14 protein-coding genes are annotated in these 13,468 nt (G+C 32.3%); 6 read left to right on the forward strand and 8 right to left on the reverse strand.

Going from position 1 to position 13,468, the window contains the following annotated elements:
* Positions 1-101 precede the first annotated feature (101 nt).
* On the forward strand, positions 102-908 hold the full coding sequence (locus tag AC15TD_RS09735; protein ID WP_484451954.1) for an HAD family hydrolase: 807 nt from the start codon (positions 102-104) through the stop codon (positions 906-908).
* Between the two features lie 24 nt (positions 909-932).
* Here AC15TD_RS09735 and AC15TD_RS09740 read toward each other — a convergent pair whose 3' ends face one another.
* Complete coding sequence (locus tag AC15TD_RS09740) at positions 933-1,355, reverse strand: secondary thiamine-phosphate synthase enzyme YjbQ (RefSeq protein ID WP_484451955.1); 423 nt, start codon at positions 1,353-1,355, stop codon at positions 933-935.
* A 103-nt stretch (positions 1,356-1,458) separates the two neighbouring features.
* Between AC15TD_RS09740 and AC15TD_RS09745 the strand changes: the two genes are divergently transcribed.
* A complete protein-coding gene (locus tag AC15TD_RS09745; protein WP_484451956.1) occupies positions 1,459-1,890 on the forward strand; it encodes a hypothetical protein in 432 nt (143 codons plus the stop codon).
* A 4-nt stretch (positions 1,891-1,894) separates the two neighbouring features.
* Here the strand turns inward: AC15TD_RS09745 and AC15TD_RS09750 are convergent, their stop codons facing one another.
* The 6 genes from AC15TD_RS09750 to tgt form a co-directional block, all read right to left on the reverse strand.
* Positions 1,895-3,079: an asparagine synthetase B gene (locus AC15TD_RS09750; protein WP_484451957.1), complete on the reverse strand. Its 1,185-nt coding sequence runs from the start codon at positions 3,077-3,079 to the stop codon at positions 1,895-1,897.
* Positions 3,080-3,213: 134 nt separating this feature from the next.
* Positions 3,214-4,758, reverse strand: coding sequence for a replicative DNA helicase (gene dnaB / locus AC15TD_RS09755; RefSeq protein WP_484451958.1), 1,545 nt, complete (start codon positions 4,756-4,758; stop codon positions 3,214-3,216).
* Positions 4,759-4,926: 168 nt separating this feature from the next.
* Positions 4,927-5,880, reverse strand: a complete 954-nt coding sequence (locus AC15TD_RS09760) for an acetyl-CoA carboxylase carboxyltransferase subunit alpha (protein WP_484451959.1) — start codon at positions 5,878-5,880, stop codon at positions 4,927-4,929.
* 153 nt (positions 5,881-6,033) lie between these two features.
* Positions 6,034-6,930, reverse strand: a complete 897-nt coding sequence (locus AC15TD_RS09765) for a DMT family transporter (protein WP_484451960.1) — start codon at positions 6,928-6,930, stop codon at positions 6,034-6,036.
* Positions 6,917-7,993, reverse strand: coding sequence for an LptF/LptG family permease (locus tag AC15TD_RS09770; RefSeq protein WP_484451961.1), 1,077 nt, complete (start codon positions 7,991-7,993; stop codon positions 6,917-6,919). The genes AC15TD_RS09765 and AC15TD_RS09770 overlap by 14 nt, the downstream gene beginning before the upstream one ends.
* A gap of 2 nt (positions 7,994-7,995) precedes the next feature.
* A complete protein-coding gene (tgt, locus tag AC15TD_RS09775; protein ID WP_484452113.1) occupies positions 7,996-9,126 on the reverse strand; it encodes a tRNA guanosine(34) transglycosylase Tgt in 1,131 nt (376 codons plus the stop codon).
* A 255-nt stretch (positions 9,127-9,381) separates the two neighbouring features.
* On the opposite strand from tgt, the gene AC15TD_RS09780 reads away from it, so the two are divergent.
* Genes AC15TD_RS09780 through AC15TD_RS09790 form a run of 3 tightly spaced genes read left to right on the forward strand, consistent with a single transcriptional unit; the run spans position 9,382 to position 11,871 of the window.
* Positions 9,382-10,227, forward strand: a complete 846-nt coding sequence (locus tag AC15TD_RS09780) for a transketolase (protein ID WP_484451962.1) — start codon at positions 9,382-9,384, stop codon at positions 10,225-10,227.
* Between the two features lie 19 nt (positions 10,228-10,246).
* On the forward strand, positions 10,247-11,200 hold the full coding sequence (locus tag AC15TD_RS09785; RefSeq protein WP_484451963.1) for a transketolase family protein: 954 nt from the start codon (positions 10,247-10,249) through the stop codon (positions 11,198-11,200).
* A 56-nt stretch (positions 11,201-11,256) separates the two neighbouring features.
* On the forward strand, positions 11,257-11,871 hold the full coding sequence (locus tag AC15TD_RS09790; RefSeq protein WP_484451964.1) for an outer membrane beta-barrel protein: 615 nt from the start codon (positions 11,257-11,259) through the stop codon (positions 11,869-11,871).
* Between the two features lie 62 nt (positions 11,872-11,933).
* On the opposite strand, the gene AC15TD_RS09795 is transcribed toward AC15TD_RS09790, so the two are convergent.
* The gene (locus AC15TD_RS09795; RefSeq protein ID WP_484451965.1) at positions 11,934-12,938 is read right to left on the reverse strand and encodes an FKBP-type peptidyl-prolyl cis-trans isomerase; all 1,005 of its coding nucleotides are present in this window, start codon (positions 12,936-12,938) and stop codon (positions 11,934-11,936) included.
* An 81-nt stretch (positions 12,939-13,019) separates the two neighbouring features.
* Here AC15TD_RS09795 and AC15TD_RS09800 point away from each other — a divergent pair, with 81 nt between their 5' ends.
* Positions 13,020-13,403, forward strand: coding sequence for an RNA-binding S4 domain-containing protein (locus AC15TD_RS09800; RefSeq protein ID WP_484451966.1), 384 nt, complete (start codon positions 13,020-13,022; stop codon positions 13,401-13,403).
* The last annotated feature ends 65 nt before the right edge of the window (positions 13,404-13,468 follow it).

The raw sequence follows: 13,468 nt of genomic DNA on the forward strand, positions 1-13,468 counted from the left end.
AAAAAATCCGGTTCGAAAGAATCGGATTTTTTTATAAATAATCGGTCCTAAACATTAAATAAAATTAGAAACCCTATTTTTGCCACCAAATTAATTATTTAATGAATTTATCTCAAATCAAATTAATTGCTACCGATATGGATGGCACGTTGCTTAATTCTAATCACGAAGTAAGCAACTTATTTTTTGAACTATTTAAAGAAATTAAGAAACATAACATCTTATTTGTTGCTGCTAGCGGAAGACCCTATTACAGTATTATAGATAAATTAAGTGCTATTAAAAATGATATTATAGTTGTCGCAGAAAACGGTGGAATCGTTGCTAAACAGGATACACTAATGATGTCGACGCCTATTAAAAAAGATAATTTGTCTCAAGTAGAATCAATTATTGACTGTAATAATCATATTCACGCAGTATTTTGCACACAATCAAAAGCATATTTTAAGAGTGCTTCAAACGGTTACATCAAATTATTATCAGAATATTATCCAACCTTTACTGTGATTGATCGCATCGTAGATATTAAAGAAGAAATCATAAAAATTGCCCTTTACCATGATGAAGATTCTGAAAGGTATATTTATCCTTTTGTTAAAGAACTTGAGTCTGAATATAAAATAAAAATATCAGGAAAAAACTGGCTAGACATATCAGATGATTTAGCAAATAAGGGACATGCTTTAGAATTACTTCAAAAAACTTTTAATATCTCAATAGAAGAAACTTTAGTTTTTGGGGACTATAACAATGATCTGGAGATGCTAAAACTTGCATCCTATAGTTTTGCTATGGAAAACGCTCATCCAAATGTGAAAGAAATTGCCAACTTTAAGACTAAAAGTAATAATGATTTTGGAGTTGAACTCATTTTAGAAAAACTTATCGCATCAAAAAAAGGGTAACAAGTTTTGAGCTTTTATTTTAATTTAACTACCAAATGCTGTAAGCACCAATTGCCTGCTACCACCATTATTTCTGTGTTCACATAAATAAATGCCCTGCCAAGTTCCTAAATTTAATTTTCCCTTAGTAATTGGTATTTGTACTGAAGAACCTAATATTGATGACTTAATATGTGCAGGCATATCATCAGAACCCTCGTACCTATGTTCGTAATAAGACGCATGTTCTGGAATCATGACATTAAAATGACTTTCAAAATCAATTCGCACCGTATAGTCTGCATTTTCATTAATTGTTAAACTTGCTGATGTATGTTTAATAAATATTTGTAATTGCCCAATATTTATTTCCTTTATTTCTGAGATCTCTTTAATTATTACATCCGTTATTAAATGAAAGCCTCTTGGGTGAGGTTTTAATGTTATTTGTTTTTGAAAAAACTTCATATGTCCATTTTTATGATTTTCAAATGTACATTATAAAATAATACTATTTAAACGCAACCATTCTACCTTATACTCATCTATATATAGCAAAACAATTAAAAACATGAGACACACTTTATTAATTTTATTTACTTGTTTTTTTATTTTTACTAATTGTTCTATTAAAAATGATAATACAACGCCCGACGTTGTTAGAGTTTATTATAATTTAATAAACGTTAGTGGAGGCATAGAAGGTGTTGATGACTATTTTGAATTAGGAACCATAACTTGGACATTTAATGATGAAACAGGAATATTAACCGTTGTAAATGAAAATATTGACAACACTAAACAAGATGGTTTAGATTCTGGAGATTACAACTATTCTGTTTTGAATAGTGGGGGTAATTCTTTTCTAATTGTAGATTCAAATGAATTGGGGTCATTAGAATACATAACAAACAATCTCATCATAAATGGAAATGAGACTTCTGAAGGAAGCGGTGCAGATGGTTTTATCTATACGTTTTCTTTAACCACAGTAATTGAATAATCTATTACGTTTTCTGTTTCTTTTTTCTAGCAGCCGGAAACAATACATTATTTAGAATTAATCGGTATCCGGGAGAAGTTGGGTGTAAATCTAATTCGGTCTTGGCATCTCCTACTCTATGCTGATAATCTTCAGGATCATGACCACCATAAAACGTAAAAAAGCCTTTCCCTTTAATTCCATGAATATATTTGGCTTCTCCATTAGTTTTATTTTCTCCCATAACTAAAACGTTAGATTTAATTTCGTCTCTCGTAAAAGCTGTCGTTTGCCCCATAAATCCTTTTACCAACGCGGTATGATTTTGACATAGCATCGTAGGAATAGGATCCCATTTAGCTGAAAAATCCATAAGAGAAAAATAATCAACCGTTCTTGAAATGCGGCGTTTTTGGGTCATATCAATTGATGAAAACTCATAGATGGATGGATTTCTTTCCAATTTAAAATCAGTAAATGCGAAGGTCTGCTTATAGCTAATTTTACTTTGGTAATTAGCATCGCTAGCATCACCATCAAACATTGGTTCACAAATATCAACACCTTGTGCAGACAATGCTATATCAAAACTATCTGCAGCACTGCACATAGCAAACATAAAACCACCCCCAACAACATAATCTCTAATTTTTAAGGCCACATCTAATTTTTCTTCTGATACCTTACTATATCCCAATTTATCTGCTAAAGCTTCTGCTTCTATTTTTTGTTCAATATACCAAGCTGCAGATTTATACATACCATAAAATTTCCCATATTGCCCAGTAAAATCTTCGTGATGTAAGTGTAACCAATCAAATAAAAGAAGCCCATCATTTAACACCTCTTCATCATAAACAGTCTCATATGGAATTTCGGCATACGTTAATACCATGGTTACGGCATCATCCCATGGCTGTTTGCCATAAGGTGTATATACCGCTATTTTGGGTGCTTTTTCTAAAATGACAGCTTCCATGTTTTGACTAGGACTATTAATTTCTTGTAAGATTTGTTCTGTTTTAGAATCTGAAATCAGTTCAAAAGAAACACCTCTAATTTGACATTCTCTATGAATATCTTCAATATCTGGTAATAAAAAAGAACCCCCTCTATAATTTAACAACCACTTCACCTTAAGTTGTTTCTCTAAAACCCAATAGGTAATTCCATAAGCCTTTAAATGATTATTCTGGCTATCTGCATCCATCGGTATTAAAATGTAAGACGCGAATGTCTTTACCGAAAAAAATAAGAGTATTATAAAAATAATGGGCCTTCTCATAGATTGAAAGATACTTAAAAATTAATGCTGAACGAAATAGATTAAGTAAATATTAAGGATTAAAATGGCACATCACTATTGTCATCGTCGTTAAACGAACTTCCAAAGGCCTGATCTGGATTTGCTTTAAAAGTATCTGATTTGAAGGTATCATCATTTGCGGCAGCATTCATTTTGCTATGAAATTCAAAAGGTGAATCAAAATCGTCCAGATTATCGAACTTACCTAAATGCCCAATAAATTTTAATCGAATATTATCGAGTCCACCATTTCTGTGTTTTGCAATAATAAATTCTGCTTGACCTTCTGTCGGAGAACGCTCATCATCATCCCATTCTTCAATCTTATAATATTCTGGTCTGTAAATAAAGGATACAATATCCGCATCTTGCTCTATCGCACCCGATTCACGTAAATCACTTAACAAAGGTCTTTTACTTCCACCACGTGTTTCAACCGCACGGGATAACTGCGACAAAGCAATTACTGGTACACTCAATTCTTTAGCTAACGCTTTTAAGTTCCTAGAAATGGTTGAAATTTCTTGTTCTCTATTTCCTCCTTTTTGACTTCCACCTGCGGTCATTAATTGCAAATAATCAATAATTATTAGCTTAATACCATGCTGTGATGCGAGTCTTCTTGCTTTTGCACGAAGATCGAATATGGAAAGTGAAGGGGTGTCATCAATAAATAATGGTGCCTTTTCGAGCCCTTTTACCTTAACATTAAGTTGTTCCCACTCATGCTTTTCTAGTCGGCCTGTACGCAGCTTTTCTGATGATAATCCAGTTTCACTTGAAATTAAACGTGTAATAAGCTGTACTGATGCCATTTCTAAAGAGAAAAATGCCACAGGAATATTATTGTTTACAGCAATATTTCTGGCCATAGAAAGTGTTAAAGCCGTTTTACCCATACCTGGTCTTGCAGCCACAATAATTAAATCACTTTCTTGCCAACCTGAGGTTAGCTTATCAAGCTTGTCAAATCCTGAAGGAATACCACTTAGTCCTTCCTTGTTTGAAATTTCTTCAATTTTCTTTTTAGCCTGAATTACTAAACTTTGAGCTGTTTCACTAGACTTTTTAATATTTCCTTGAGTAACTTCATACAGTTTTGCTTCAGCGTTATCTAATAAATCAAAAACATCTTTGGTTTCATCATAAGAATCTTCAATAATTTCACTTGAAATTTTAATCAAACTACGTTGAATATATTTTTGTAAAATAATACGGGCATGAAACTCAATATGTGCAGAAGAGGATACTTTTTGTGTTAAAGAAATAAGATAAAAATCGCCACCTGCAATCTCCAGTTTTAAATTTTTCTTCAATTGCGTAGAAACGGTTAATAAGTCAACCGGTTCGCTATTTTCGAACAACTGAAAAATAGCTTCAAAAATATGTTGATGTGCTTCTTTGTAGAATGCTTCTGAACTTAAAATATCAATGACTTCATCAACACCTTTTTTATCAATCATCATTGCTCCAAGAACAACTTCCTCTAAATCAAGTGCTTGAGGCGGTATTTTTCCTTTTTCAAGACTAATTAAGGTACTTCTATCTACTTTATATCCTTTAATTTGATTCGGTTGTTCCATAACTACGAAAGTAACTAAAATGAGAGAAGTTTAAAAGAAATATTGAATTTCGATTATGAACCACTCATTAACAATCTAACTGTTAATAACTCGAAAAAATTGTCAATAACCATAAAAAAATCTGAAGTTTTCACTTCAGATTTTTACTATGTTATGATTTTAAAAGGGTTAGCCTTTAAAGACTCCCATATTTAAATATTTTTCCATTCGTTTGTCAACTAAATCTTTTGGTGATAAGTTTTTAAGTGTTTCATAAGATTTAGAAATGGTATTGCTTACTGTTAAAAATGTTTGTTCCTTATCTCTATGAGCACCACCCAGAGGTTCTTTAATAATTTCATCCACCAACTTAAGTCGCTTCATGTCTTTAGCTGTAAGTTTTAACGCTTCAGCTGCTTGCTCTTTATATTCCCAGCTACGCCATAATATGGAAGAACAAGATTCTGGAGAAATCACTGAATACCACGTATTCTCTAACATTAAAACAAGGTCACCAACACCAATTCCAAGGGCACCACCAGAAGCTCCTTCACCTACAATTATAGTAATAATTGGCACTTTTAAACGTGTCATTTCTAAAATATTTCTAGCAATGGCTTCTCCCTGCCCGCGCTCTTCAGCTTCTAAACCAGGATAAGCACCAGGTGTATCTAAAATAGTAACTACAGGGATACCAAACTTTTCAGCAGACTTCATTAATCGTAATGCTTTTCTATATCCTTCAGGATTTGCCATACCGAAATTACGATATTGCCTTGTCTTAGTGTTATAGCCTTTCTGCTGACCAATAAACATATAGCTTTGATCTCCAATTTTCCCCAAACCACCTATCATGGCTTTATCATCTTTAAAATTTCTATCTCCATGAAGCTCTAAAAATGAATCTCCACAAATAGCTCTAAAATAATCTAAAGTATAAGGTCTATTAGGATGACGTGACAATTGAACACGTTGCCATGGTGTTAAGTTTTTATAAATCTCTTTTTTGGCCTCCTTAAGCTTTTTTTCTATTTGTGAGCATGTTTCAGTGACATCAACTTCACTTTCTTCTCCAATGATTCTACATTTTTGAAGCTGGTCTTCTAGGTCTTTTATGGGGAGTTCAAATTCTAAATATTCCATAAGAATTTTAAATTATGTTTAGTTAGCATACAAACGTACATATTTTTTTCTTTTTAATTAAAGCAAAAACATTAAATATAGGTTACATTAATCTTAATTTCAAAAAAAATTATTACAAAATAACACATAAAATATTTATAAACAACTAAACGTTTAAAGACGTTTTCGCTTTAACAATCTCTTATTTTTTAATAATGCATTTAGCAATACTGTTGTAAGAATAAGTATTGCTCCATAATAAAAGTTAGCACTCATTATTTCCGTTTCCGGAAATAGAATTAGTGCTATTATAATACCGTATATAGGTTCTAAATTATAGCTTAAGACAACCGTATATGGACTAATAACTTTCATAACATGAACTGAAGCTATAAAAGCATAAGCAGTACAAACTGATGCTAGAATAAATAAGTAGCTATAATCTGAAACCCTTAAATTAAAGAATTCAAAAGAAAAACCACCTTTAAAAATGATTATAAAAAGGGTAATAAATAACATACCACTAATAAATTCATAAAATGTAATGACTGTTGCAGAATGATGACGTAAAAATTTACCATTTAGTACTGCAAATAATGATGATAAAAACGCAGAAAATATTCCTAAAACAATGCCATTAAAATATTTAATCTCACTTTGAGTAATAATTAATAAACCAATAACAACAAGTATTCCGAAAATAATTTCATACCAGATTATTTTACGTTTAAAGATAATTGGCTCAATAATGGAAGCAAAAAAAGCACCTGCTGAAAACATAGATAACGCAATAGAAACATTGGATTCATCTATAGAGCCAAAAAATGTAATCCAATGAAGGGCGATAATAATGCCTGCTACAAAAAGCTTAAGAACGGCTTTGAGAGAGATATGAATATCAATTTTAAATGCTTTAATATAAACAAAGAACAACACTAATGCTATTGCCATTCTAAACCAAACTAACGGTATGGCTGTAATGGTTATCAGTTCTCCTAATATAGCAGTAAACCCAGCAATAAAAACCAAGAAATGAAGATGCAGGTAATTCTTTAACTTAACGTTTAGCATTTCTTAACAAGTAAATAGCTAAGATACCGAAAATGACATTAGGAAACCATACAGCGATAATTGGAGGAAAATTTGATTGCTCAGCCATCACTCCGAAAATTTTATCAAAAAAGACAAACACCATAGCAATACATATTCCTACTGCTAAGTTTACTCCCATTCCACCACGTCTTTTAATAGATGAAACGGCTACAGCAATTATCGTTAATATAAATACAGAAACCGGAAGACTCCATTTTCGATAAAGCACTAATTGATAGCGTCCAATATTAGAAGATCCTCTTTTTTCTTCTTTATCGATAAAATTTAATAATTCTGTATACGGTAATATTTCAGCAATGTAGATAACAGGAGTAAGATCTTCTACGTCAAATGAGAAAAGCGTGTCTTTACTCCTTTCAATAACCAAATCATCCTCAATTTCTCCAACCGTTCTTTTTACATAATCAACGAGTCTGTATGTTGTATCTTTTTCAATATACTTAATGCTTTTTGCACTAATCTTATAGGTTAACTTGTTATCTTCAATATGCTCAAGGGTAAAATTTGTACCCTGCTTATTCTCTGCATTAAAACTGCTAACGTAGATAAATTCATTATCATTAATTTGCCTAAAAACATTTCTATCTTGAGTTGTTTTTCTGGTAGGGTGTAAATATTTATAATCAAATTCATTGAAACCTTTGCTGGCTATTGGAGCTAGGTACATTCCTAAAAATAACGCCAGTCCACCAATAATAGTAGCCCCTATTAAATACGGTCTTAAAAATCGTGTAAATGACACTCCTGAACTTAAAAATGCTATAATTTCTGTATTATTTGCCAGTTTAGACGTAAACCATATGACCGATAGAAATAAAAATAGGGGAAATAATAAATGTGCAAAATAAACTGTAAAGTCTAAATAGTAAATAACTATTTCTTTAAATGGTACTTCATTTTCTAATAACTTTCCAATTTTTTCAGCTAGATTAACCGTAATTCCTATAGGAATAAACAACAGCAACATCATAAAAAATGTAAAGAGATAACGCTTTAATATGTACCAATCTAGAATTTTCAAGTTTATAAGCGTTTATTCATTTGGTTTACCATTTGGTTTTTCCATGTACTGAAATCTCCTGCTAAGATATGTTTTCTTGCTTCTCTAACCAACCATAAATAAAACCCTAAATTATGGATGGTTGCAATTTGCATTCCTAACAACTCATTTACAGAAAATAAGTGTCTTAAATATGCCTTAGTATACTCAATATCTACAAACGTTATTCCCATTTCATCAACCGGAGAAAAATCATCTTTCCATTTTAGGTTTTTAATATTTATAGTACCGTGAGCTGTAAATAACATCCCATTTCTGGCATTTCTTGTTGGCATGACACAATCAAACATATCAATACCTAACGCAATATTCTCTAAAATATTTATAGGTGTACCTACTCCCATTAAATATCTTGGTTTATCTTCAGGTAAAATATTACAAACAACTTCCGTCATTGCATACATTTCTTCAGCGGGCTCCCCTACCGACAGACCTCCAATAGCATTACCTAGTGCTCCTGCATTGGCTATATATTCCGCAGATTGCATTCGTAAATCTTTATAAGTACTTCCTTGCACTATTGGAAAAAAAGTTTGATCATACGCATATTTTAAAGGTGTTTTATCTAGATGATTTATACATCTATCTAACCACCTATGTGTCATATGCATTGATCTTTTTGCATAATTATAATCACATGGATATGGCGTACATTCATCAAAAGCCATAATGATATCAGCACCAATACTTCGTTGTATTTCCATAACATTTTCAGGCGTAAATGTGTGGTAACTGCCGTCAATATGCGATTTAAACTTAACGCCTTCTTCTTTTATTTTTCTATTCGCCGATAATGAATATACCTGGTATCCACCAGAATCTGTTAAAATATTACGGTCCCAATTCATAAACTTATGAAGTCCTCCCGCTTTTTCCAAAGTATCTGTTTGAGGTCTTAAATATAAATGATAGGTGTTCCCAAGAATAATATCCGGATTGATATCATTTTTAAGCTCACGCTGATGAACCCCTTTTACCGATGCTACCGTACCAACAGGCATAAAAATAGGGGTTTCTATTACGCCATGGTCAGTAGTTATCTTCCCTGCCCTCGCTTTTGAATGATTATCTTTTGCTTTTAATTGAAATTGCATATTCATAAAATCGTCAGTCGGCAAACCTACATATTTTTTTAATTTTAATTTAATTTTATCCAATTAATATAAAGGTTCACCAATTCAAATTTATCCTAATTAAGACATAGAAGTAAAGATAACTATGTTGATTGTTATTAACAAAAATCAAACTTGTTAACACTAATGATGCGAAGACCTAAAATAGAACATTATTAATTTGTGAAACTATCATAATAACTTATTTTTGTCACGTTAAAAACAAACTATTAAAACATGCCAAACACACAACAATTAGAAGATTTAACCATTCAAGTTAGAAGAGATATTCTAAGAATGGTTCATAAAGTAAACTCGGGTCATCCAGGAGGTTCATTAGGATGCACGGAATTTCTTGTAACATTATATAATGTTATAATAGACAGAAAGGAAGGCTTTGATATGGATGGTATTGGGGAAGATCTTTTCTTCTTATCTAACGGACATATTTCCCCCGTTTTTTACAGTGTTTTAGCTCATGCTGGATATTTTCCTGTTGAAGAATTAAATACATTTCGATTAATAGATTCTCGTTTACAAGGTCACCCTACTACGCATGAAGGCTTACCAGGTGTAAGGATGTCCTCTGGTTCGCTCGGTCAAGGCTTATCGGTAGCCTTGGGTGCTGCACAAGCAAAAAAATTAAATGGTGATACTCATTTGGTGTATTCGCTTCATGGTGACGGTGAGTTACAAGAAGGGCAAAACTGGGAAGCTATTATGTATGCTTCCGCTAAAAAAGTAGATAACCTTATTGCTACTGTAGATTTGAATGGACAACAAATTGATGGTTCTACGGACCATGTGCTACCTATGGGAAGTATCAAAGCAAAGTTCGAAGCCTTTGGTTGGATTGTTTTAGAAATTGAAGAAGGAAATAATATTGAAGCTATTTTAAAAGGAATGGCAGAAGCTAAATCTAAAACGGGTCAAGACAAACCTGTTTGTGTATTATTAAAAACAGTCATGGGTAATGGCGTCGATTTTATGATGCACACGCATGCTTGGCATGGTAAAGCACCAAACGATGAGCAACTTGCCATTGGTTTAAGCCAAAACCCTGAAACTTTAGGAGATTATTAATTCCCAATCAAAGAAAAAAATGAAAACATACACATATACAGAAAAGAAAGATACAAGAAGTGGATTTGGTGCAGGGTTAGCAGAATTGGGAAGAAAAAACCCTAATGTTGTAGCGCTTTGCGCGGATTTGATTGGCTCTTTAAAAATGGATACATTTATTGAAGAAAACCCAGAGCGTTTTTTTCAAACAGGCATTGCTGAAGCCAATATGATGGGAATTGCTGCTGGTTTAACTATAGGAGGAAAAATTCCTTTTACTGGCACGTTTGCAAATTTTTCAACAGGTAGAGTTTACGATCAAATTCGACAATCCATAGCTTATTCTGGTAAAAATGTAAAAATTTGTGCATCGCATGCCGGTTTGACTTTAGGTGAAGATGGTGCAACACACCAAATTCTAGAGGATATAGGATTGATGAAAATGCTTCCTGGAATGGTTGTTATTAATCCTTGTGATTATAATCAAACGAAAGCAGCCACCATCGCTATTGCTGACTATGAAGGCCCAGTTTATTTGCGTTTCGGAAGACCTTCTGTACCCATTTTTACACCGGCAGATCAAACATTTGAAATAGGTAAAGCTATCATATTAACTGAGGGAACTGATGTTACCATTGTAGCTACTGGCCACTTAGTTTGGGAAGCTTTAGAAGCTTCAAAAGTGTTACTTGAAAGAGGTATTTCAGCTGAAGTCATCAATATTCATACTATCAAACCTTTAGATGACGCTGCTATTTTAAAATCTGTTGCAAAAACTGGATGTATTGTAACCGCTGAAGAGCATAATATTATTGGTGGCTTGGGAGAAAGTGTTGCAAGAGTTCTAGCGACTAATAAACCTACACCACAAGAATTTGTTGGCACTAACGATACTTTTGGTGAATCTGGTACGCCTGCGCAATTAATGGAAAAATATAAACTGAATAGCGCTGCTATTACTTCTAAAGCAGAAAAAGTTATAAAAAGAAAATAATATTTGTTTGGCAACGTTTTTGATATTATATAAATCAAATTCAAAAAGCGAATATTATGAAAAATTTAAAAAGTGAATTTAATGCGGGTAAAAATGTATTTTTTCTCGCATTATTTTTTATTTCAGTTTCAACTGCCATTTATGCTCAAACAGCAACTGGCCTTGGTATTAAAGCAGGTTTAAATTACAATGCTAATGGTGATTATTTTGAATCAATTGGCTCAAATGCCCAACACCCAGACAGAAACGTGGGCTATCATTTTGGACTCTTTGGTAAAATTGGTAATGAAATCTATTTTAAACCTGAGCTAATCTATTCAAGCACTAAGAGTGATTATGATTCAGATAGCTTTAAAATGCAAAAACTTGATGCCCCGTTATTAGTGGGTATAAAAGTTCTTGGTCCTATTAGTGTATTTGCAGGTCCATCGTTTCAATATATTTTAGATTCAGAATTTGATGGCATTTCAATTAATGATGTGGAAAATGACTTTTCTGTCGGCCTTAATTTTGGGATAGCTCTGAATATTAAAAAAATTGGTATTGATTTAAGATATGAACGCGGTTTTAGCAACAACGAAGCTAATTTTTTAAGTAATAATGGTATTGGCACCAGTACATTAGATACAAGACCTAATCAATTAATTTTAGGACTATCATTAATTCTTTAGGAAAAAAATCACAAACAAAAAGCCTCGCAAATGCGAGACTTTTTGTTTTCTTTATGTATTTTTTATTCGCCGCTATCTAAATAATCTGCGATACCGTCACCATCGGTATCAGTAAAAGTTATAACGGTTCCTGTAAAAGTGCCATCTTGCTCTCGTATTATTTTATTTAGAAGTACTTCATTAGGTTGCAATGACATATTCTTTACTTCTGCTAGTGTCGCTTTATTAAAAGTAGTAATGGTAATTTCATTTTCAGTTAAAACGCCATCTCCATCATCATCTGTATCAACATAATTTGGTATATTATCACTGTCTGTATCATCGAATTCTAGCGAAAACTCTCCGTCACCATTTAAATCCTCTAAATATGAAGGAATTCCATCCAAATCATCATCATTTTGAAATATTTGAAATAATTCAAACTCAAAGATTAAAGGCGAATAAGCTGAAATACCTGCAGTTGCACTTGAAAAATATGCTAATCCGGAAGGCAAAAACATAACCCCAACCCCATGATTCACATAATCTATGGTACCATCACCAACATCAACAAAACCTTCGGCAGCACTAAAATTAGGCATTACTTTGCTCCACCCTGGAATTAGAGATAATAAATTAAATGAAACCGGAGTAGCTGTAGCATCAAAAACTGTTTCATTAAGTAATCGTCCTTCATAATTAATACGGACTTTATCAACAAACGTTGGTGAATCACCTCCTCCCTGATGTAATTTAAGAATGTAAAATTGGTAATCTGTTTCAGCATAAACGGTAGTTTTTGTTTCGACGGCATCCATTAATAATGTAAAACCAGTAGGTACCATTTCTCCATCTAAAAGTTCAGTTATTTCTAAGTCGCTAATACTAGGGTCTGTATTAGATTCAAAATCACTAGAATTGTAATAATGTGTTTCAAAATACCCTATTAAAGAGTCATTATCAACAATTTGTTGTTCAACTCTATCTCTAATTTCAATAGTTGGGGTTGTAGTATTATCATCTTTTTTACAAGATAAAATACTTAGAGTTAAACATAAAAAATATAAAGTGACTTTTCTTATTCTCATTATTGCTTATTTTTGGGTCGCAAGATACAATTTAAATATAATTTTGCATAACAACATTAACGTAGATTTCACATAAATAATATGCGAATAGATAAGTATTTATGGTGCATTAGGTATTACAAAACAAGGTCTCTTGCAACAACAGCATGTAAAAAGGGACATGTAAGAATTAACAATGAAATTGTAAAACCCAGTAGAGACGTTTACCCTCAAGACCAAATAGATATAAGAAAAGACCAAATTAACTATAAACTAATTGTTAATGATATTCCTGAAAGCAGAATTGGGGCTAAACTTGTAGATATTTATAGAATTGATAAAACACCTAAAGAGGCCTTTGAAGCTAGAGAACTTTTAAAATATTCAAAAGATTATTACAGAAAAAAAGGTGTTGGAAGACCTACGAAAAAGGACAGAAGGAATATTGATGATTTTACAGATGACACATCCAATACTGAAATTTAATTATATAAAATGACCATATGCATTTTCTATTTGTCTCTTTAAAAAAATATATAATATACAGATAA

This window comes from Yeosuana sp. (assembly GCF_057126245.1).